The sequence below is a fragment of the Synechococcus sp. A10-1-5-9 genome, assembly GCF_047716785.1.
Classification (GTDB): Bacteria; Cyanobacteriota; Cyanobacteriia; order PCC-6307; family Cyanobiaceae; genus Synechococcus_C.
In genome coordinates, this window is the sequence record NZ_CP180406.1 from 2,187,243 (window position 1) to 2,207,195 (window position 19,953).

General features: G+C 60.3%; 23 protein-coding genes and 1 tRNA gene. 15 read left to right on the forward strand and 9 right to left on the reverse strand.

The window, feature by feature from the left end; all coding sequences use genetic code 11:
• Window positions 1–20 precede the first annotated feature (20 nt).
• A complete protein-coding gene (locus ACLM45_RS11525; RefSeq protein ID WP_415409396.1) occupies window positions 21–1,526 on the reverse strand; it encodes a sodium/glutamate symporter in 1,506 nt (501 codons plus the stop codon).
• A 14-nt stretch (window positions 1,527–1,540) separates the two neighbouring features.
• On the opposite strand from ACLM45_RS11525, the gene mtnA reads away from it, so the two are divergent.
• The 3 genes from mtnA to ACLM45_RS11540 are packed head-to-tail and all read left to right on the forward strand — an operon-like array spanning window position 1,541 to window position 4,850.
• On the forward strand, window positions 1,541–2,641 hold the full coding sequence (gene mtnA, locus ACLM45_RS11530; RefSeq protein WP_415409397.1) for an S-methyl-5-thioribose-1-phosphate isomerase: 1,101 nt from the start codon (window positions 1,541–1,543) through the stop codon (window positions 2,639–2,641).
• Window positions 2,634–3,296, forward strand: coding sequence for a class II aldolase/adducin family protein (locus ACLM45_RS11535; protein ID WP_415409398.1), 663 nt, complete (start codon window positions 2,634–2,636; stop codon window positions 3,294–3,296). The genes mtnA and ACLM45_RS11535 overlap by 8 nt, the downstream gene beginning before the upstream one ends.
• Before the next feature lie 36 nt (window positions 3,297–3,332).
• Window positions 3,333–4,850 carry an alpha/beta fold hydrolase gene (locus ACLM45_RS11540; RefSeq protein WP_415409400.1) on the forward strand — a complete coding sequence of 506 codons (1,518 nt, stop codon included), beginning with the start codon at window positions 3,333–3,335 and terminating at the stop codon, window positions 4,848–4,850.
• An 8-nt stretch (window positions 4,851–4,858) separates the two neighbouring features.
• Here the strand turns inward: ACLM45_RS11540 and ACLM45_RS11545 are convergent, their stop codons facing one another.
• Complete coding sequence (locus ACLM45_RS11545) at window positions 4,859–6,781, reverse strand: prolyl oligopeptidase family serine peptidase (RefSeq protein ID WP_415409401.1); 1,923 nt, start codon at window positions 6,779–6,781, stop codon at window positions 4,859–4,861.
• A gap of 63 nt (window positions 6,782–6,844) precedes the next feature.
• On the opposite strand from ACLM45_RS11545, the gene def reads away from it, so the two are divergent.
• The 5 genes from def to ACLM45_RS11570 all read left to right on the forward strand — a co-directional run bounded on the left by def (window position 6,845) and on the right by ACLM45_RS11570 (window position 8,723).
• Window positions 6,845–7,450, forward strand: a complete 606-nt coding sequence (gene def / locus ACLM45_RS11550; protein WP_415409402.1) for a peptide deformylase — start codon at window positions 6,845–6,847, stop codon at window positions 7,448–7,450.
• Window positions 7,451–7,454: 4 nt separating this feature from the next.
• Window positions 7,455–7,652 (forward strand): hypothetical protein, encoded by a 198-nt coding sequence (locus ACLM45_RS11555; protein WP_415411426.1) that lies wholly within the window; start codon window positions 7,455–7,457, stop codon window positions 7,650–7,652.
• A gap of 58 nt (window positions 7,653–7,710) precedes the next feature.
• Window positions 7,711–8,277, forward strand: coding sequence for a DUF3747 domain-containing protein (locus tag ACLM45_RS11560; RefSeq protein ID WP_415409404.1), 567 nt, complete (start codon window positions 7,711–7,713; stop codon window positions 8,275–8,277).
• A gap of 44 nt (window positions 8,278–8,321) precedes the next feature.
• Window positions 8,322–8,492, forward strand: coding sequence for a 30S ribosomal protein S21 (rpsU, locus tag ACLM45_RS11565; RefSeq protein WP_006043142.1), 171 nt, complete (start codon window positions 8,322–8,324; stop codon window positions 8,490–8,492).
• An 87-nt stretch (window positions 8,493–8,579) separates the two neighbouring features.
• Window positions 8,580–8,723 (forward strand): hypothetical protein, encoded by a 144-nt coding sequence (locus ACLM45_RS11570; RefSeq protein ID WP_198005752.1) that lies wholly within the window; start codon window positions 8,580–8,582, stop codon window positions 8,721–8,723.
• On the opposite strand, the gene ACLM45_RS11575 is transcribed toward ACLM45_RS11570, so the two are convergent.
• Window positions 8,708–10,285 (reverse strand): YifB family Mg chelatase-like AAA ATPase, encoded by a 1,578-nt coding sequence (locus ACLM45_RS11575; RefSeq protein WP_415409405.1) that lies wholly within the window; start codon window positions 10,283–10,285, stop codon window positions 8,708–8,710. The two genes, ACLM45_RS11570 and ACLM45_RS11575, sit on opposite strands and share 16 nt — an antisense overlap.
• 70 nt (window positions 10,286–10,355) lie before the next feature.
• On the opposite strand from ACLM45_RS11575, the gene ACLM45_RS11580 reads away from it, so the two are divergent.
• Genes ACLM45_RS11580 through ACLM45_RS11590 form a run of 3 tightly spaced genes read left to right on the forward strand, consistent with a single transcriptional unit; the run spans window position 10,356 to window position 12,932 of the window.
• On the forward strand, window positions 10,356–10,697 hold the full coding sequence (locus ACLM45_RS11580) for a histidine triad nucleotide-binding protein (protein WP_006043144.1): 342 nt from the start codon (window positions 10,356–10,358) through the stop codon (window positions 10,695–10,697).
• A gap of 25 nt (window positions 10,698–10,722) precedes the next feature.
• Window positions 10,723–12,720 carry an ABC transporter ATP-binding protein/permease gene (locus ACLM45_RS11585; protein WP_415409406.1) on the forward strand — a complete coding sequence of 666 codons (1,998 nt, stop codon included), beginning with the start codon at window positions 10,723–10,725 and terminating at the stop codon, window positions 12,718–12,720.
• Between the two features lie 8 nt (window positions 12,721–12,728).
• A complete protein-coding gene (locus tag ACLM45_RS11590; RefSeq protein ID WP_415409408.1) occupies window positions 12,729–12,932 on the forward strand; it encodes a chlorophyll a/b-binding protein in 204 nt (67 codons plus the stop codon).
• Here ACLM45_RS11590 and ACLM45_RS11595 read toward each other — a convergent pair whose 3' ends face one another.
• From ACLM45_RS11595 to psbX, 4 genes are all read right to left on the reverse strand, one after another.
• A complete protein-coding gene (locus ACLM45_RS11595) occupies window positions 12,933–13,424 on the reverse strand; it encodes a TolB family protein (RefSeq protein WP_415409410.1) in 492 nt (163 codons plus the stop codon). It lies immediately after the preceding gene.
• Complete coding sequence (locus tag ACLM45_RS11600) at window positions 13,421–13,924, reverse strand: TolB family protein (protein ID WP_415409412.1); 504 nt, start codon at window positions 13,922–13,924, stop codon at window positions 13,421–13,423. Before ACLM45_RS11600 ends, ACLM45_RS11595 begins: the two co-directional genes overlap by 4 nt.
• 20 nt (window positions 13,925–13,944) lie before the next feature.
• Window positions 13,945–14,892 (reverse strand): Ycf66 family protein, encoded by a 948-nt coding sequence (locus ACLM45_RS11605; protein WP_415409413.1) that lies wholly within the window; start codon window positions 14,890–14,892, stop codon window positions 13,945–13,947.
• A gap of 81 nt (window positions 14,893–14,973) precedes the next feature.
• Entirely contained in the window at window positions 14,974–15,096 is a 123-nt protein-coding gene (psbX, locus tag ACLM45_RS11610) for a photosystem II reaction center X protein (protein WP_006043150.1), read from the reverse strand.
• 87 nt (window positions 15,097–15,183) lie between these two features.
• On the opposite strand from psbX, the gene ACLM45_RS11615 reads away from it, so the two are divergent.
• Window positions 15,184–15,513 carry a YggT family protein gene (locus ACLM45_RS11615; protein ID WP_006043151.1) on the forward strand — a complete coding sequence of 110 codons (330 nt, stop codon included), beginning with the start codon at window positions 15,184–15,186 and terminating at the stop codon, window positions 15,511–15,513.
• A gap of 21 nt (window positions 15,514–15,534) precedes the next feature.
• On the opposite strand, the gene accC is transcribed toward ACLM45_RS11615, so the two are convergent.
• Window positions 15,535–16,878 carry an acetyl-CoA carboxylase biotin carboxylase subunit gene (gene accC, locus ACLM45_RS11620; protein ID WP_006043152.1) on the reverse strand — a complete coding sequence of 448 codons (1,344 nt, stop codon included), beginning with the start codon at window positions 16,876–16,878 and terminating at the stop codon, window positions 15,535–15,537.
• A 147-nt stretch (window positions 16,879–17,025) separates the two neighbouring features.
• Here accC and ACLM45_RS11625 point away from each other — a divergent pair.
• From ACLM45_RS11625 to msrB, 3 genes are all read left to right on the forward strand, one after another.
• Window positions 17,026–17,107: transfer RNA gene (locus tag ACLM45_RS11625), tRNA-Leu, on the forward strand.
• A gap of 25 nt (window positions 17,108–17,132) precedes the next feature.
• A complete protein-coding gene (locus tag ACLM45_RS11630; RefSeq protein ID WP_415409414.1) occupies window positions 17,133–18,419 on the forward strand; it encodes a glycosyl transferase in 1,287 nt (428 codons plus the stop codon).
• A 25-nt stretch (window positions 18,420–18,444) separates the two neighbouring features.
• Complete coding sequence (msrB, locus tag ACLM45_RS11635; protein ID WP_415409415.1) at window positions 18,445–18,858, forward strand: peptide-methionine (R)-S-oxide reductase MsrB; 414 nt, start codon at window positions 18,445–18,447, stop codon at window positions 18,856–18,858.
• 20 nt (window positions 18,859–18,878) lie between these two features.
• Here the strand turns inward: msrB and ACLM45_RS11640 are convergent, their stop codons facing one another.
• The gene (locus tag ACLM45_RS11640) at window positions 18,879–19,934 is read right to left on the reverse strand and encodes a PRC-barrel domain-containing protein (RefSeq protein WP_415409416.1); all 1,056 of its coding nucleotides are present in this window, start codon (window positions 19,932–19,934) and stop codon (window positions 18,879–18,881) included.
• Window positions 19,935–19,953 lie beyond the last annotated feature (19 nt).

The following is a 19,953-nucleotide window of genomic DNA, read 5'->3' on the forward strand; positions in this document are numbered from 1 at the left end:
GGATCCCGACATCCCGACCGTCAGCTCCGTTGGCGCTGCCGCCCGAGACGCAGACCCAGCAGCAGCGAGGCCAGGGTGAGAAGCAGGGCGACCACGCTGAAGCGGGGCAGACCCCAGCTCACGATTAGCAAAGGGGATAGGGCTGTCACCAGCCCGCCGCCGAGGAAAGGTTCGAACAGCAATTGTTTGAAGGAGAACGCCTCCATGGTGCGGCTGCGTCCGAAGGGGTCAGCCATGCGCAGCAACAGCAACCCTGTGGCCGTCACGCCTGTGCCCTGACCGAAGTCTGCAATGCCACGCTCGAACCAGTGGTCGTCAAAAATGCGCGGCGCCAACCAGAGGAATGCGCAGACATTCCAGGTGAGACCTGCTGCAGCGAGCAGCGCGAATGGAAGCCAGTTCTCCTCCAGAAGCGGCAGGTTGAGGCTGGCCATGGCGGCTGTGATCAGGAGATCCATCGCCAGGGAGCCGATGCTGGCCTGGGCCACAGGAGACACCAGGCGGGTCTGGCGACTTCGCTGCAGCAGAACCTGAACGATCAATCCCCCCACCATCGCCAGAGGAAAGACGGGAATCGCGGCCAGCAGCCTGGCTGTGGCTTCGCCTCCAGCGAGTCCACCCAGCTGGATGAGCCCTGCTTTGAGCAGAATTCCTAAACCGACGCCGCCTCCGGCGAGCGCCACGTTCACCGTGAGCGCATCGATGGTCATCGACTGCGTTCGCTCGGACTCCACGGTTCCGGCAGCCGTCTCCAGAGCGAGTCGTTCATCCGCTGACATCGGATCGCCGTCGCCTGTCCGCATCAGCGGAGTGGCAGAGGCGCTGCTGGCGGCTTCGCTCTCACCCTGGGATAACCAGCGGCGACTGCGACCGATCACCACCAGGGTGCTGCCGAGCAGCACGGCGGTCAGAACCCCCACCGTGGCCATGGCAAGACCCAGGGTTTCTCCGGAGGGCAGCCCCAGCTCTGTGAAGGTGGGGCCCATGCCGGCGGCTGTGCCATGACCGCCCTCGAAGCCCACTTCAATCAAAGCAGCCATCAGGGGATCAGTGCCAAACAGGGGCTGGAGCACCCCCAGCACCAACAGTGCTCCCACCAGGTACTGACCGAAACCCAGCACCATGCCGAATGCGGTCTGTCCTGCAGCCCGATTCCAGATCACCCTTGGGCTGGGCAGTTTCTGTCCAAGGAACAAGGTGGCGAACACCAGGGAGATCAGCACGCCAGGTGTCTGGCTCCACACCCTGTAAACCGCATCAGGGAACACCGACCAAAGCCCGAAAGGACCGACCAGCAACCCCAGCAGGCCAGCGACCAGGGCCTCGGGAATGCCCAGAGCCCGCAGCCAGCGCAGCCTTTGACGAAGGGCCACCCCCGCCAGCAGCAGCAGGCTCAGGCCGGCAAAGGCCACCAGCACTTCGAACAGCTTGAGCCCCATAAAGGTTGCGTGAGTGCCGGCAGGTTGCCATCTCGGTGGCACCGTTGGTTCGCGGGGGTGACCGGCCAGGCAGATTGGCTGGGTCACCCATTGCGCATCAAATGAACATTGATGGCCAGGCCTGGCGCACCATCGGGCTTGAACCAGGCGGTCGCTCAGTGTGGGTGATCGACCAAACCCAGCTCCCCCATCAGTTTCGAACTCTCACCCTCAGCACCTGTGCGCAGGCGGCCGAGGCCATCCGCACGATGGTGGTTCGCGGCGCTCCGCTCATCGGCGTGACCGGTGCCTACGGGCTGATGCTGGCTCTGCAGGATGATCCCGAGGATGCGGCACTGACAGCGGCTTTTGACCAGCTCAACGCCACCAGGCCCACAGCGGTGAATCTGCGCTGGGCCCTGGAGCGCGTGCACGATCGGGTGCGTCCCCTGCCGCCGGAGCAACGGGCTGGCGCGGCTAGGCAGGAGGCGGGTCTGATCGCCGAGGAGGACGTGGCGATGTGTGCGGCCATCGGCGATCACGGCCTTGAGGTCTTCCAGAGGCTGGCGGCGGCTCGCCCCAAGGCACGGCAAGGGATGCCCTTCCAGGTGCTGACCCACTGCAACGCCGGCTGGCTGGCCACCGTGGATTGGGGCACTGCTCTGGCTCCCGTCTACAAGGCCCATCGCGCCGGACTCAACATTCATGTGTGGGTGGATGAGACCCGTCCTCGGAACCAAGGGGCTTCACTCACCGCCTATGAGCTTGGACGGGAGGGTGTCCCTCACACGGTGATCGTCGACAACGCCGGAGGCCATCTGATGCAGCATGGTGAGGTTGATGCGGTGATCGTTGGCACCGACCGCACGACGCGCCGCGGCGATGTCTGCAACAAGATCGGCACTTACCTGAAGGCCCTGGCCGCCCACGATAACGGCGTTCCGTTTTACGTGGCACTGCCTGCTTCCACGATCGACTGGAGCTTGGATGACGGAGTGGCTGACATCCCGATTGAAGCCCGGTCTGCCGAGGAGGTGACCCACATTCAGGGGCGCGGCACGGACGGAGTGATCACCCGTGTGCAGCTCACACCCGATGGCAGCAAGGGGTTCAATCCCGCCTTTGACGTCACCCCAGCCCGCCTTGTGACTGGTCTGATCACGGAAAGGGGTGTGGCGGAGGCCAGTGAAACCGGCCTTAGAAGGTTGTATGCGAATGCCTGAGCAGGCGCTGCGTGAGCAGATGGTGGCGTTGGCCAGGCGCATGAATGCCTCGGGGCTTAACCAGGGCACCTCCGGCAATCTCTCCGCCCGCATTCCCGGTGGCTTGCTGATCACACCCAGCTCGTTGCCTTACGAGCAGATGGAGTCTGATGATCTGGTGGCGATCGATTTCAATGGATCGCTTTCGGCCGAGAGTCGTCGGCGCCCTTCGTCCGAATGGCGCCTGCACGCGGATGTGCTTGCGGCTCGGCCAGAACTGCAGGCTGTGTTGCACTGCCATCCGATCCATGGAACAGCTCTGGCCTGCCACGATCGGGGCATACCACCGTTCCACTACATGACTGCGGTGGCCGGCGGCGACGACATCCGCTGTGCGCCCTACGCCACTTTCGGAACGCAGGAGCTCTCGCGCTTCACTGTTGAGGCGATGGTTGATCGGAAGGCCTGCCTCTTGGCCAGGCATGGTCTCGTGAGTGCCGGTGAAAGCCTGGATCAGGCTCTGAGCATTGCCGTGGAAGTGGAGACCTTGGCTCGGATGTACCTGCAGGCGCTTCAGCTCGGGGAACCGCCTCTGCTGACCTCGGCACAGATGGAGGCGGTGCATGCCCAGTTCCGTGGCCTCCATTACGGCCAGTCGCAGGGACGGACCCAGTGATGGATCCCTGCTAAACCCAGGGTCGAGAGCGGGGTGATGGCGATGCAGCGGAACTGCGTGCACATGCCGATCTTCAAGGGGTTACTCCCCTTGCTTGTGTTGGCGGGCCTGACACCGTCTGTTCTGTCAGCAGCCCGTGATTCAAAAGAGCTGCAGTGGGGGCCATGTCGTCTCGAGAGGCTCGCCAAACAGGGCTTTGATTGCTCCACCTTGCATCGACCGCTCCGTCATCTGAATCCGGACGGACCTCAGGTGGATCTGGCTGTGTTCCGGCTGCCTGCAACCGGGCCTGCTGACCAGAAAATTGGAACGTTGTTCTTCAATCCTGGAGGTCCTGGTCAATCAGGTTATGGCAGTTCCTGGAAAGGGCTGTTGCTGCCTGATGCCATCCGTCGCTCGTTTGATTTCATCACCTGGGACCCGCGTGGCATTGGTCAGTCTTCGCCCGCACTCAAGACTTGCTCGGTGGGCATGCCCCAGCGACCGGCTATTGGCAGGGTCACCTGGGATCAGGTGCTGATGACCCGCCAGCAGCAATTGTCTGCGGCCAACCGGGACTGCATCGTGAGACACCGGGAGTTCATTCAGGGCATGGGGACTGTGGAGACAGTCCATGACCTTGAAGCATTGCGGGCATCGGTTGGTGACACGACACTCACGTTCTGGGGTATTTCCTACGGAACGGTCATCGGCTCGACCTATGCCGCGCTGTTCCCAAACCGGGTCAGGGCTCTAGTGCTTGATGGCAACGTGAGCCCTTGGCTTGGTTTGGAGGGCCTGAGTCATTCCAGCCTTGCCCCTGACGACAGTCTTCGATTCTTCCTGCAGGCCAATCCAGATCTGGCGTACAAATTTGACCGTGCCCTGAAGTCCCTCGAGCGCCAGTCGTTACGCCTGCCCGATGGCTCGGTTTACACGCGCTGGGATTTTTTGGATCGCCTCATTCAGTTTCTCCCAATTTCACGCTTGGCAGGAAGTTATGGACGCACGCTGATCGTGACCGTGGATCAGGCCGTGTTCAGCAGCGGAACGCAATGGGCCGCAGCTCTTGAGGATCTGCAGCAACCTGTTTTTCGGAGTGATCCCGTGGATGGGAATGCAGCAGCAGGTTTCTCTGCCGTTGCGTGCCAAGACTTTCCGCAGCGTCCTGAGATGGAAGCTCAACGCCATGGCCTGTCGGAACTGACGCGTCGCGCTCCTATTTATGGAGGATCGCTAGCTGTGAATTTTCTAGCCATCTGCAGTGGCTATGAGGAGCTGCCCTCAACCGATCCCATTCCTCGCGCTCCATTCAATGTCTCCGATGTTTCCGGATTGATCACTGGATCGAACTGGGATGGTTCAACTCCCTGGCATTGGTCAATAGAGATGGCGGGAGCGTTCCCTTCAATGAGGACGTTGCAGGTTGTGGGCCAGGAACATGGCGTTTATCTCAATGCTCAGTCGGATTGTGTGGAGGTGGCGGTTACCGACTATTTGTTGACGGCTAGGGTTCCTGAGCAAGATCAGGTTTGTGCCTACGAGACGGCCAAAGATCTGCAGGCTGTGCCTTAGGTCTTCCCTTAAGGTTGATTGAGCCTGAGGTGATGGCGGAAGAAGGCTTCCGTTGCCTCGAGCACATCCACCTGCACGGCACTGTCCCGGAAGCCATGCCCTTCCTCTGCGTAGGTGTGCACCTCCACCGGAACGCCGTTGCTGCGCAGGGCCGCTGCCATCCGCTCCGTTTGCTCCGGCACCACCACCTTGTCCTGCAAACCCTGAAAGAAGATCACCGGACAGCGGATGCGATCGGCGTGGTGCAGGGGTGAACGCTTCTGATAACGGTTGCGTTCCTGGGGCCATGCACCCACCAGACCGTCGAGATAGCGGGCCTCGAAGCGGTGGGTTTCAGAGGCCAGCGCCATGAGGTCGCTGACCGCATAACGGCAGGCCCCCACCTGAAAGACATCCGTGAAGCAGAGGCAGGCCAGGGTTGTGAAGCCGCCGGCGCTGCCCCCTTCGATGGCGACCCGCTGCGGATGGGCGCGTCCGCTGGCGATCACGGCTTGTGCCGCAGCGGCGCAGTCCTGCACATCCACCACGCCCCATCCACCGTTGAGTCGTTCGCGATAAGCCCGCCCGAACCCAGTGGAGCCCCCGTAATTCACATCCACGACGCCCCAGCCGCGGGTGGTCCAAAACTGAATGCCGAGGCTGAGGCCGCGGCGGGCCATTGACGTTGGACCGCTGTGGCTTTTCACCAGCAGGGGCGTGTTTGGCGAGGCACCACCGCAGGGCGGGTAGTACCAAGCGTGGGAGCGTTGGCCGTCCGTCCCCTCGAACCAGAGTGGTTCGGCGATGCTGATGTGCTCGGGTTCCAACACCGCGTCTGAAGCCGGCGTATGGCTCCAGCGTCCACTGGCGATGTGCAGTTCCAACAGCCCCTGCCCAGTCGTGCTGTTGCTAGCGATCGCCACGGCCCGGCCTGCGTCGGCATGCAGCTCTGCAAGGTCGTCGAAGGGTTGGTTCACCGGGCTGACCGAGCCATCGGCTCCGAGACGCTTCAACTGCCAACGGCCTTCGCTACACACTGCGGCGAGCAGCTGCTCACCATCCCAGGCTGTAGTGCTCATGCCGAACACCCATTGCGGCATCGCCGTTTCCGCCTGCATGGGCCAGAGCCGTTCCCAGCTCTGCGAGGGGGCGCCGGGATCCGGGTGCCGCATCAGATTCCACCAGCCACTGCCGTCCTCCGCCACGATCAACTGGCCATCAGGAAGCCAAAGCGGCTGGAAGATGGAGGTTGGATGCTCAGCTCCTGGCCTGCTCCCGGCCAGCGTGCCAACGGTGCCGAGATCACCGTTGGCCTTGATGGATGCCCATCGCAGTGCGGCGGCATCCCAGGGCATGGCGGGTTGCTCCCACTCCACCCAAGCCAGCTGGTCTCCATCAGGGCTGATTGCTGGGTATCCCGCGAAATCCGCCGCGGGGTGCAGCACAACCGGCGTCTGATCTATGCAGTCGAGCGCCACATGCACCAGGTCGTCCCGTCCGCCCTGCTCCATCACGCCGATCCAGCGGTGCCGCTTCGAATCGATCACCCCACCGCCCAGCAGGCCATCTCCTGGCGCCGTCAGGCGCCTGGCAGCTCCTTCCGCCACCACCGATCGAGGGTCTCCGCCAGACAGTCCGCTCCAGGATCGGGCCCAGAGACAGCCATCGCTGTCATCGATCCAGGTGAAGAGGAGGCCATGCTCGAGGAGGGCCGCTGCACTCGCGCCGCCGCCGTATTCGTGGATCCTGCAACGCAGGTTGCAGGGGGCCGGCGTTAACTCCAGGGGCGGGTGATCAGGCTGTCCCCATCGCCGCAGCAGGGCTGTGGTGCGGCCTTTCTCCTGGGGGCGTTGCTCGAGCCAGAGCAGCCAGTCTCCGAGAACTCTGGGTGCTTTTAGTGAGGGTTGCCGCCCGAGTGCTTGACGGGCGGAGAGGGGCTGGCGGGTGGCCATCGCGCGCGATCCGATGGTTGAGGGGACTGCCTAAGATCAGCACAGCAGATTGCAGGAACGGTCTTGGCTAGGAGCTTTGCCCAATTAGCACGATCGGCTGAGAAGGCAGGTTCTCCTGTGGCCGTCCCCAAGGAGCCTTTAGAAACGGCTCCTCTGCAGATCCATACCCTCGGAGACGACGTGCTGCGGCTTGATGCACGGCGCATCGGCAAGGTGGATGAAACCGTGCGTGATCTGGCGCGCGACATGCTGCGCAGCATGTATACAGCTCGCGGTATCGGTCTGGCAGCTCCTCAGGTTGGCGTTCATCAGCAGCTGCTCGTGATCGATCTGGATCCGGAAACAGCCAGTTCCCCGCCGCTGGTGCTGATCAACCCGGAGATCATTTCTTCAAGTGCAAGTCTCGATACTTACGAGGAAGGCTGCCTGAGCATTCCAGGGGTCTACCTGGATGTGGTGCGCCCCAGCGCTGTGCAAGTGAGTTTTCGTGATGAGATGGGGCGGCCGAAAACCTTGAAAGCGGATGGCCTGATGGCTCGCTGCATTCAGCATGAAATGGACCATCTCACCGGTGTTTTGTTCGTCGACCGGGTGACCGATGCCGGAGGCCTGACCAAAGAACTCAAAGACCATGGGTTCCAGCCCAATGACGTTCGCTCTCTGGCCTGACGCCATGCCGATTAAACCCCTTGCAGGCCTCTTCCTGGCCCTCGCCTGTGTGCTTGGAATCGCTGCCACGGGTTGTGTGTTCGAGCTGGCCTACGGCGACCCAGACCTCGGTGTGCGCCTCACGCGTCTGATTTTCGGGCTGAGCCTTCCGGCCACCATCGGGTCACTTCTGGTTGCGATTCGGCTCAATAAACCGGCCTGATTGGGGCAGCTGAACCTGCACAAGACTTTTACCATCCACACACAACACCTTGCTCCGAATGGCCCTTTACCGGATCGCTGCAGCTGTTCTCACCGCCACAGTTGCTTCCGGCCTGCCCTCTCCGATCAGGGCTCAGGGCTCTCTTTTCACCACTGCAGAAGTGGATCAGACCAAGTTCGTGATGGTGGCGGCTCCGATCGGCAGCGGCGCCAGTTCTCAGCTCAACATCTATGAGCAGCGCACCAACGCTAGGCCCTGTTTCGAGATGTCAGGAAGTGCTCCGGCTGTGGTGAATCCGTTGCTGGCCACCTTTGATTTCACTGGGATCTGTAATCGCTACATCGATGGCAATGGTTATTCCCTGCGGATCGGAGGCGATGACCTGGGGACCCGTTACCGGCTGTCGGTGATCAAGTTGGCAAGCGATGTGCAGCTCATGGCCGTACCAACCCGAGATCCCTCTCAATCCTCCTATCTGATCGCCAAGGCAGGTGGATCGGGCAATGGCTTCATTCAGTTGGTCATGGAGCCCGGTTGGCGCCTGATGCGTCGCCAGTACGGCCAACGCACCCTGGGCCATCTGTATGTGTATCGGGATGCTGCTCCAGCAGCGGAAGCTCCCTGACCTTGGCTTGCTAAGTTGATTAGCTGGATATCCCTGCAGATTGCATGACTCAGGTCACGGTCGGAGAAAACGAAGGCATCGAATCAGCCCTGCGTCGCTTCAAGCGCCAGGTCTCCAAAGCCGGCATCTTCGCTGATCTCAAGCGTCTGCGTCACCACGAAACGCCCATCGAGAAGTACAAGCGCAAGGCCCAGCAGCGCCGTCGCCGTCGCTGAGTTCGCTGCCCGGGAAACCGGTATTTCAACCCGTTGGCACGACCTCACGTTGGCTTGAGACTGAAAGGAGAATGTGAGGCAAGAACAATGGGTCAGAAGCTTGAGGAATTCCGCTGCTGGGTTGCTGAAACCCTCTCCCACGCCATGGGCAATCCTCGGGAAGAGAGGCTGACGCAGCCTCCAACCATTGGTACCCAGCCCTACAAGGATCGCCCTCATTCAGCGCGGTGAGAGTGGCGTGCAGACTTGTCTTGGGTCTGTTCGTCGAAGCTGCGAAAACACAGCGCTGTTGCAAGGTGTTCCACGGTCACGTCTCCTTGACCGGCTAAGTCCGCAATGGTGCGTGACACTTTCAGCAGCTTCAACCCGCTGCGCAGGCTGAGCCGACGCGCCTTCAGCACCTGTTCCCAGGACGTGAGGGTCCCTGACTTGAACGCTCCGTGCCGCTTGAGGTCAGCGGTGGAGAGGTCGCGATTGCAGCATCCATTCGGGTTGCGTTGATGCATCTGCCGGCGTGCCGCTTCGATCGTCGCGGGCAGAGGGTCCCTGTCGATGAGTCCGTGGCGCTCTTCGATCACCTGACGCAACGAGTCCGCTGCCGGGGGTTCCAGTCGCAGCTGCAGATCCAGCCGATCCAGCAAGGGACCCGACATCCTGTGCCAATAGCGTTTCACCTGTGACTCGCTGCAGCGGCAGCGAGGATCGCCGTGCCAGCCACAGGGGCATGGATTGGTGGCGGCCACCAGGGTGACTCTGCAAGGGAAAGCACAACGCACCCGGGCCCGGCTCAACATCAGCACGCCCTCTTCGAGCGGTTGCCGCAACTGATCAAGCACTGCTCGAGGGAACTCTCCCAGCTCATCGAGAAACAGCACGCCTCCATGGGCGAGGCTCAACTCCCCTGGCCTGGGATTCGCGCCACCGCCAAGCAATGCAGCGGCTGAAGCGCTGTGGTGCGGAGCCCGGAACGGCCGTTGGCGTATTAGGTGCTTCTCGTTGCGAGGCAGTCCCGCGATTGAGTGCAGCCTGGTGATGTCGAGAGCCTCGTCATCGTCGAGAGGAGGCAGCAGAGCTGGCAATTGCTGCGCGAGCAGTGTCTTGCCGCACCCCGGAGGCCCCACCATCAGCAGGTGATGCCCGCCTGCCGCCGCGAGGGCTAACCCCTGGCGGGCCAAATGTTGAGCCGGAAGGTTCAGGGGTGGTGGTGCTGCGTTTCGCTCTGCAGCAGCGCACTGACCCCTCGGGGCTTGGTGTTGGTGCCCTGCTGGGGTCTGCACCAGGTCACCAGCGCGGAGGCGGTTTACCAGATCCTTCAGCGATGCCGCCGCCGTCACCTTGAGACCCTTCACCAGGGCAGCCTCTGCCGCGTCTTCGGCGGCGACCAGCAGCCCGCGGGCTCCTTGGGATTTGGCCAGGCAGGCAATGGCGAGAATGCCTCGACACGGCCGTAGGCAGCCGTCCAGGCCCAGTTCTCCTGCGCTCCAGAGGCCCTCTAGGCAGGGTGAATCGAGTTGACCGCTCGCGATCAGCAGGCCGAGGGCAATCGGCAGATCGAAGCAAGGGCCTTCCTTGCGCAGATCAGCCGGCGCCAGATTCACCACCACCTTCACGAGGGGGCCACGGAAGCCGCTGTTGCGCAGGGCCGAGCGCACCCGCTCTCTGGATTCCTGGATCGCCGTGTCCGGGAGGCCCACCAGTTGCAGGCCTGGCAGGCCAGGGGCCAGGTCCACCTCCACGGTGACCGGTCGGGCGTCAATTCCCAGGAGAGAGGCGCTGAGGCAACGTGCAAGCATTCATGGTTGAAACGGTTCAGGGATCCAATGCCCAGTCCGTCGCATGCCTTTCTCCAACGAGCCCAGCGCCATGGTTGAAGACACGATTTTTGCCCGCATTCTGCGGGGCGAGATTCCCTGCGATGAGGTCTACAGCGATGATCGCTGCCTTGCCTTCCGGGATGTCGCGCCGCAGGCACCGGTTCACGTGTTGGTGATTCCCCGTGAGCCGATTCCAAGCCTGCGTGAGGCGCAAGAGCAGCACGCCTCGTTGCTTGGACACCTCATGCTGGTGGCTGCGAGGGTGGCGCAGCAGGAGGGGCTGGACGACTGGCGCACTGTGATCAATACCGGTGCAGCTGCTGGCCAGACCGTGTTTCACCTGCATGTGCATGTGATGGGTGGGCGTCCACTGGCGTGGCCTCCCGGTTGAGCCTGGATCAAGCGAGAATTGCGCCATGACATCTCTTAGTCCCGTGAGAGCCGGATCGCTTCGGTCTCTGCAGCAGCAACTCAGCAGGTTGCGTCACCTCTCGCAGCCGTTTTTCCTTCCTCTTAATCAAGCGAATGGCTGGCAATTCGTCTGGCTGCTGATTTCACTTCTTTTTTGTGTTGGTGGAGTTGTCCTGGCTTTGCTGACAGGGTTGCTCAACGTTCTCGAGCGTTTGCAGCCTGCTCTAACCGAAAACTATTTCGGGGGTGTAGCCGCCACAATTACTGGGATCTGGTCATCTTGGTGGGGTGGCGCATTTGTCACTTTATTTTTAATTGGAATAGCAAGTTTTACGGCCTTTCGCAATCAGTTAAAGCAGCGACGTTGGTTGCATTGGCTTTTGCTTGCGGCCATCGTTTTGATGCTTCTCGCGGTCAATGGCATTAATGCTGGTATCGGTTTTATTGCCCGCGATCTCACGAATGCACTTGTGCAGCAGCAAGAAGCAAGTTTTTATCGGATCTTGATTATTTATGCGAGCTGTTTTGTGGTCGCTCTGCCCATCAGGGTGTCTCAGATATTTTTCACATTTAAGTTGGGAATTATTTGGAGAGATTGGCTTACGCGTGCGCTTATAAGCGATTACATGAGCAATCGTGCCTATTATATTTTGAATCCAAATGATGAGCAGGCGACTGATATCGATAATCCTGATCAAAGGATTACGGAAGATACTCGTGCTTTCACTGCTCAAAGCCTTGCTTTCACAATTGGCATCTTTGATGCACTTCTGACCTTCTTTCTGAATATTTTGATCTTGTGGGGGATCAGTAAGGAATTAACTTTGGGGCTGTTTTTGTATGCAGCATTCTCCACGACGTTATTGGTTATAGCTGGCAGGAAATTAGTGACTCTGCAGTTTGATCAGTTGCGTTATGAAGCGGATTTCCGTTATGGGCTTGTCCATATCAGGAATAATGCCGAGTCGATCGCTTTTTATGCTGGTGAGGCTCCTGAGGCTCACGAAACGAAGCGCCGTCTAGGAGAGGTTGTGCGCAACTTCAATTTCATTATCAACTGGCAGGTTGTTATCGATGTCATGCGGCGCTCCACAAACTATTCCGGAGTGTTTTTCCCGTATCTCATTTTGGCTCCTGCAATTTTCTCAGGTGAAACCGATTACGGCAGTTTCGTGCAGGCCAATTTCGCATTCAACATGGTTGAAGGTTCTCTACTTTTTGTTGTGAACCAAATTGAAGAGCTTGCCAAGTTTACGGCTGGTATTAACCGACTTGAAGGTTTCCAGTCGAAGGTTGAGCAGGTGGCTGATGAGCCAACCGCCGATGACCGGCAGCTTGTGCGCCCTGGTAGTGGCATCGTGATTTCGAATGCAGACCTCTATACCCCCAAGGCAAGAATTCCAATCATCCGTGATCTCAGTCTGACCGTTAGCGAAGACGACAGGATTTTGGTTGTCGGTCCCTCCGGCTGCGGTAAAACATCGCTGATGAGGATGATCAGCGGTTTATGGAGTCCTAGTGCTGGTTGCGTCGAGCGTCCTGCCACGGGAGATCTTCTCTTCATCCCTCAGAAGCCTTATCTACTGCTGGGATCCCTAAGAGAGCAGCTTTGTTACCCAAGTGATCAGGACTTGTTCACTGACTCGCAACTTCTGAATGTGATGGATAAAGTTAATCTCCCTCAGTTAGTGCGTCGATATCCTGATCTTGATGTGAAGCAAGATTGGCAGAGAATTCTTTCTTTGGGTGAGCAGCAGCGTCTTGCATTTGCCCGATTGCTTTTGAACTCACCTCGTTATGTGGTTTTAGACGAGGCGACCAGTGCTCTTGATGTGAAAACGGAGCGGCTGCTTTATGAGCTACTGCTTGAGCGCGAGATCTCCTTCGTTAGTGTTGGTCACCGCCCATCCCTGAAGCGTTTTCACTCCAGTGTGCTGGAGTTGTACGGCAACGGTGACTGGCGCCTTGTTGCGGCATCCAATTATCAACCTGAACTTGCCTGACTGATCTGATGACGTCTGATTCTTCGAACGCATCCACGGATAGCCCGGACCACACTCCCTCTGCCACCACATCGGATGTTCCGGCTTTCGGCTGGAGTGGGTACGCAGAGCGAGTGAACGGTCGTTTTGCGATGGTCGGATTTGTGGCCATTCTGTTCGTGGAAGCCATCAGTCATGACACCTTCCTGCACTGGGCTGGTTTCCTTCGCTGATCAGGGGAGTCGGATCACATCCACGTCCCAGCGTCCCTGGCGACTCACTTGGACGGCCAGACGCCTGCCTTCTCCATCCAGGCTTACCTCCCTGGGGACCCCTGAAGGTTCAATGGGTAATCGTTGCAGTCCAGCAGCGTCTCGTCTGTAGAGCATCAGCTCTGTGCGTCCCTCCCGGGTTCGGACGAAAGCAATGCGCTTGCCATTGCCGCTCACGCTCACGCTCACTGGCTGGCTTCCGGCTTGATTGAGTCCAGGCAGAGGAACCGGTTGGCGGGACCGTAGATCCACCAGCTCAATGCGTTCCCGCCCGTTTCGGCTTGCAATCGACACCAGCCACCGCTGCCCCAGGGCTGGCTGCCTGCGACTGTCTGCCCTGCGCTGCAGTGACGAATTTAAGCCCGGTTGCGGACGCAAGCCGGATCGGGAGCATCCTGAGATGCTGATTCCCAGCACCGAAGCCAGGACCACTGTTCCCTGCCATCTCTTCAAGGTTCCTCAGGGGCAGTCGTTTCTCGACGCCCTCCCGGTCGATCGGATTCAAGCAGCTCACTGAGGTTAAACACCTCAACCTGCCAGCGCCCCTGCTCAGCAGTCTGAACCGCCAGTTCGCGTCCATCGGGTGCCAGGCTGAGGTTCACAGGATCACGTCCTGCAGGAAGCCTCAGGGGATGTGCCCGGCCTGTGAGACGGTCCTCGATCAGCACAAGTCGTCGGTTGCCTCGCTGAATCACAGCGGCGAGATAGCGACCGTTCCAACTCAGCGATGGTGAGCTGTGAGGCTGGTGGCGAGAGAAGTGGCGGAGTTGCAGAAGCTGCCCGCTCTTGAGGTCCCTTACTTGCACGGTTGGGCGCCCGCGTTGGTCGGCGATGACAGCCAATTTGCTGCCATCGCCACTCAGACTGGGTTGCTGCTGTTGGGTTGGTGCCAGCCCACTCGGAGCACGACGGTTTCTGCCGCTGCAGCCAGCTGTGGTGAGACCAGCCAGCATTAGCACCAGGATCCAGCGGTTCAGTCGTCGAATCGGGAGCTGTTGTCCCGTGGACGGGAACTGCGGGGGGGAGTGCGTTCAGCACTGTCAGTTCGGGCGGCGGTGGGGCCTGCAGGCCTCCGTGGTGTGGGTGCTGAACGTTCGCTGGGGGTGTAGGCAGCATCTTCCGCCTTTTGGCGCAAAGGTGTCCCTTGGGGAATGCCGGCTTGAGACTGGCCGATGGGCCTGCTGCCCTTCTGCTGTTGGGTTGGTGGAGTGCTGCCCCGTCCCGGCGTTGGGGACGGATTGCCGGAACGCGTTGATGCGGGGTTGGGTCTGCTGCCTCGACGCTGATCGTCTCGCTGGCTGCGCCGGTCGCCGAAGCTGGGGCCTGAACGACTGGGTTCATCGTCACGATTGCCGAATCGCGCCATGCGTCGATCCTGCTCTGAACCGCCGTTCCAACCGCTGGACGCCTCGCTGCGTCCACGCCTGCGACTGGCAGCCTCTTCAGGGATCGCGGCACGGGGATTCCGGCGCGGTCGGTAAAAGTCTTGATCCTCTGGTTCTGCTTCGTCGAACTCTCTGCCAGCGAACCGGCGCCTTAGGGGTTGAGGTTCGTCGAAGCGGTCATAGGAATCGTCATATCCACCACTCAGGCCGCCAGCGGGAGCCCTGGTCGGAGGCTCGTCATCGAAATAAGCCGACCGTTTGGCCTGTTCTGCAGAAATACCTCGGAGACGCACGCTCTCGTAGGCAAAAAAGACTGTGGTGCCAGCAAGGAGAAACTGTCCGAACTGGAGGATTGGGTCAAGACGCCATCCCTGGAAGAACAGAATTCCTCCGCAGAGAAGGCCGATAGCCGCAAAAAAGACGTCGTAATCGCGGGCCAGCGCTGGCTTGAAGCTGCGCATGAAATACAGCATTGCGCCGCCAACGGCCAGCACGATTCCAACAATGCTGGCCCAGTTGAGACTGGCGTTAACCACGTTGAGGCCCCCGGGAAACGGTTGTCAGCTCTTGATGAAACAAGGTCTGACGTCTTAATTCTACGAAGCGTGTCAGAGCGATCAGAGTTTGCGATCGACGCGGTCGGTCTGGCTCAGGAAAAACAAACCGATGGATGCCGGAACAACAACAATGACGGCACCCCAGACCAGGCTGCTGAGGAAATTGGCGAGGGAGGGGGTCATAGCGAGTACGCCGGGGCTGACGATCTGGACGAAACCTGGTGATCCTAGGGATCGCTGGCTTGTTTCTACGATGTCTTCGCGATTGCTTTGAGGTTTGTGACGCCGACCTTGCTCCAGGTGCTTTCTCTCCTGAATCCGGTCCTGGGATTGCTGCTGGCAGCTTGGAGTTTGATGTTCCTTCTGCGCATCGTGCTCACCTGGTATCCCCAGGTGGATCTGAGCTCCGCCCCCTGGGCAGTGATCGCCTCACCAACGGAACCCGTGCTTGCGCTCACACGTCGCCTGGTGTCCCCCATCGGTGGGGTTGATGTGACCCCCGTGATCTGGGTGGGAATCGTGAGTCTGGTTCGTGAGCTGCTGGTCGGTCAGCAGGGGCTGTTCACGATGGTGTTGCTGCGTGCACAGGCGATCGCTTGAACTGCACTCCACGTGGTGTGTTCAGAGCATTTCCTGTTCCACGAATTTGGTGTGGATGTCACCCTGCAGAAACTCGGGCCGTTCCAGCATGCGCAGATGAAAATCCACCGTGGTGGGAATGCCGGTGATGGCACATTCGTTCAAGGCCCTGCGCATACGGCTGATAGCGGCTTCCCGATCAGGTGCCCACACAATCAACTTTCCGATCAGTGAGTCGTAGAAAGGAGGAATGTCGTAGCCGGTGTACACATGGCTGTCGACGCGCACACCCGGGCCTCCTGGAGGGAGCCATCCGGTGATTCGCCCAGGAGCCGGCCGGAAGTTATGGGTTGCATCCTCGGCGTTGATCCGACACTCGATGGCGTGTCCGCGCAGTTCGATCTGGTCCTGAGACACGCTGATGGGTTCACCTCCAGCGATGCGCAGCTGTTCCGCGATCAGGTCGATGCCTGTGACCATTTCAGTAACGGGATGTTCCACCTGAATGCGGGTGTTCATCTCCATGAAATAGAACCCGCCGTTGCGATCCAGCAGGAATTCAACGGTGCCCGCACCCTCGTAGTTGATGCTGCGTGCTGCAGCGACGGCGGCTTCGCCCATGCGTAAGCGCAGGTTCTGGTCCAGGGCTGGGCTGGGTGCTTCCTCCAGCAGTTTCTGATGCCGTCGCTGAATCGAGCAGTCGCGTTCACCGAGATGCACCACATGTCCGTGGCGGTCGGCGAGTACCTGAACTTCAACGTGGCGGGGTCTGTCGATGAATTTCTCCATGTAGAGCCCCGGGTTGCCGAACGCCGCCTCCGCCTCTCCCTGAGCTGCCTTAAACAAATTCTCCAGTTGATCCGGGGATTGCACGAGACGCATGCCACGGCCGCCACCGCCAGCTGTGGCCTTGATCATCACGGGGTATCCCATGGCCATGGCCAGGTCGGCTGCTTCGTCCGGCCCTGACAAGAGGCCCTCACTGCCCGGCACGGTCGGAACCCCCACGTTCTGCATGGTGGTTTTGGCCGTGGACTTATCCCCCATGGAGCGGATCGCATGGGGGGACGGGCCTACAAAGGTGATGCCGTGATCCCTGCAGATCTCGGCAAAACGATCATTCTCAGCAAGAAAGCCGTAGCCGGGGTGAATGGCATCGGCCCCTCGCGATGTGGCCGCAGCAAGAATGTTGGGAATATCCAGGTAGCTGCGGTTGCTGGGACCTTCGCCCACGCACACTGCTTCGTCTGCCAGCTGCACGTGCAGAGCATTGCGATCCACGGTGCTGTAAACAGCGACCGTGGCGATCCCCATCTCGCGGCAACTTCTCAGGATCCGCAGAGCGATTTCGCCGCGGTTGGCGATCAGCACCTTGCCGATGGACATCCCGCAGTTACCAAGCCAGGGCGGATCGTATCAGCGTCTGTTCTGCAGGTCTTTTTTCAGCCGGCCTTACATGGGCTTCTGGAATGGCCCGAACCATGAGCCGGTATGATCGATCCTCGATAAGGCCCGAGCGGCTGAGTCGACCACGCGGATGTGGTGGAATTGGTAGACACGCACGTTTGAGGGGCGTGTGGCTTCGGCCTTGCGAGTTCAAGTCTCGCCATCCGCACTTCTTTTCCCCTGATCTGTCGCGCGTGACGACGAGACCTACAGATCAGGCACTCTCCATCGTTTTTGTTTCGAACGGACCTGGAGAGCTCGCAACATGGGTGCGTCCTCTGGCAGAGCAGCTGCATCGCCGCCTCTTGATGAGGCCAAGGGCCCCTGGATCACCGGTCAGTCTCCGTCTGGTCTTGGTTCCCTGCCCGAATGCCACCGGTACGGAGGCTGAGGCGGCTGCGCGGTGGGGCCAGTTCGATCGCATTATTCCGGCGGGACGCTTCTGGACACTGTTGCTGAATCCCATCCGCTACGGACCCTGGCCATCGCGAGGTGTGGTGGTGTTTCTGGGTGGCGACCAGTTTTGGACCGTGTTGCTTTCGGCCCGTCTCGGGTATCGCCACATCACGTATGCCGAATGGGTGGCACGCTGGCCCCGCTGGAACGACAGGATCGCTGCGATGGCTCCAGCGGTGCTTGAAAAGCTGCCCAGGCGCTTTCGTCCTCGCTGCCGTGTCGTCGGGGACTTGATGGCGGATCTTACCGATGACGCCAAAGGCAGAGACCCATTGCCTGAAGGGCTCTGGGTGGCGCTGATGCCTGGTTCAAAGCCCGCCAAGTTGCGTGTGGGCATGCCGTTTCTGGTGGAGACCGCTGATCGTCTTGCGACCCAGCAGCCCGACTGCCAATTCCTGTTGCCGGTGGCTCCCACCACCAGTCCAGAGGAGCTTCTGCGCTTCTCCAGCGCAACCAATCCAATTGCCTCTAGCTACCGCGGTGGCATCCGCTCCTTGCTGCCTGCTGACGATGACTGGCCATGGCGTCGCCTGCTGACCCATGCCGGCACGGTGATCCATCTGCAGGAAGATCCGCCTGCCCATGGCGCGCTCAGCCAGTGTGCGCTTGCTCTCACCACCGTTGGAGCGAATACCGCTGAGCTCGGTGCTCTTGGGGTGCCGATGATTGTGCTTGTGCCAACGCAACATCTTGGGGTGATGCAGGCCTGGGATGGCTGGCTTGGTCTGCTTGCCCGACTTCCAGTTCTGCGACGGCTCATCGGACTTCTCCTCAGCGCCTGGCGCATGCGAAACCATGGCCTACTGGCTTGGCCGAACATCGCTGCCGGACGGATGGTGGTTCCCGAGCGTGTCGGGCCGATCACGCCTGAGGACATCGCCGGGGAAGCTCTCGAATGGCTTCAGGCACCTGAACGTCTGGATGGCCAACGCGAGGATTTGCGCAGACTGCGCGGACAGCCCGGTGCTGTGGCAGCTCTGGCTGAGGAAGTGCGGGAGCTGCTTCCCCTTGCCCTTTCCGATTAGGGTCCGCTCCACTTGCTGCAAATTGATGTCCAGCTCTCTCCCCGCCGAAGGCGATCGCGTGGAGCGTTCTCCGGACGAATGGAAACAGCAGCTCACCTCCGAGCAGTTCCAAGTTGCCCGGCAGGGGGGGACTGAACGCGCCTTCACCGGGGCCTATTGGAATCACAAGGACGACGGCACCTATCACTGCATCTGCTGTGATGCGCCACTGTTCAGTTCGAGCACCAAATTCGAGTCCGGGACAGGCTGGCCCAGTTTCTGGGATGGGGTGAGCTCAGGTGCGATTCGCACCAATGAGGACCGCACCCATGGCATGGTGCGCACTGAAATTCTCTGTGCCCGATGTGATGCCCACCTGGGCCATGTCTTCCCTGATGGTCCGACGCCTACAGGGCAGCGTTACTGCGTGAACAGCGCGTCGCTCCAGTTCAAGGGCTAGGACAATCGCTATCGATGGATCTACCAGGGATCATCCATCGGTTCCCTGGGGGCGCTGGATTGAGGCTCATCATCCAAGGGCTCCACATCCAAAGGTTCACCCGGTCGCTCGATCGGTCGTCGCGATGCCGGCCGCGGCCGCTGATCGCTGCGTGGTTGAGGTGGGGCCTCGTCGTAGCGAGGAGACTCGGAGTCGAAGTCTCGGGACTGATAGCTCTTACGAGGCTGGTAGCTCTCCTGAGGTTGATAGCGCTCAGGGTCTTCCTCGAGTGGCAGTTCATCGAGGTAGCGCCTGCGGCGGACCTCGTCCTGGCGGGGCTGCTCCAGTTCCACGTACTCGAGCTCGTCCTGATCCACGTCAAACCTCTGGGAGGAGGAGGCTCCCAGCTGCCTTGGAGTGTCTTCGGCGCTCTGACCAGAGCTCAACTGATTCTCCACAGGCACCACGTTCACCCTGTAGCGATCCCGCTCCTGTTCTTCCCAGCTGGGGCCACCAACGCCCAGCTTTTCGAGAAAGCCGCTGTTGAGTTGTTTGAGTTTTTCCTCAGCTCCTTCATAAACAATGATCCGGTCAGCCCCGCTGCTCACGATTTCGTCGACGGGGATTTCCCAGGTGCTCAGCACCCCTTCACCCAGAAGGGGGACGCCCACGGCCCCCATCACAAGCGTGGTGAGTTCTCCGGTTTCGATGTCGAAGGAGAAACCGAGCACCCTGCCGAGCTGCTGGCCCGATTCGGTGATCACCTGGCAGTTGATCACCCGGCTGTAGCGCTCGGGTGAAAAGGCTTCACTCAGGGAATCGGCTGAATCCACGAGGATCACGTCGCCCACCTGACGGATGCGATCCAGGGGCATCCAGCGAGGGAGCCCCGGCAGGAATCGGGTGAGGGGGTTATCACGCAGACCGAGGGCGACGACCTCGCGGCCGTCAATGTCCACGATCACCTCACCCACCACACCGAGGCGGCGCCCGGTATCGCGGGTGATCACCTGGGTGCCCATGAGCTCAGACCTCAGCCAGAGGCGATCACTGGGCACGTTGGCCAGTGGATCATTGGAAGACGACGACAAACTCAACCGCAGGCCTCAGCCGGAG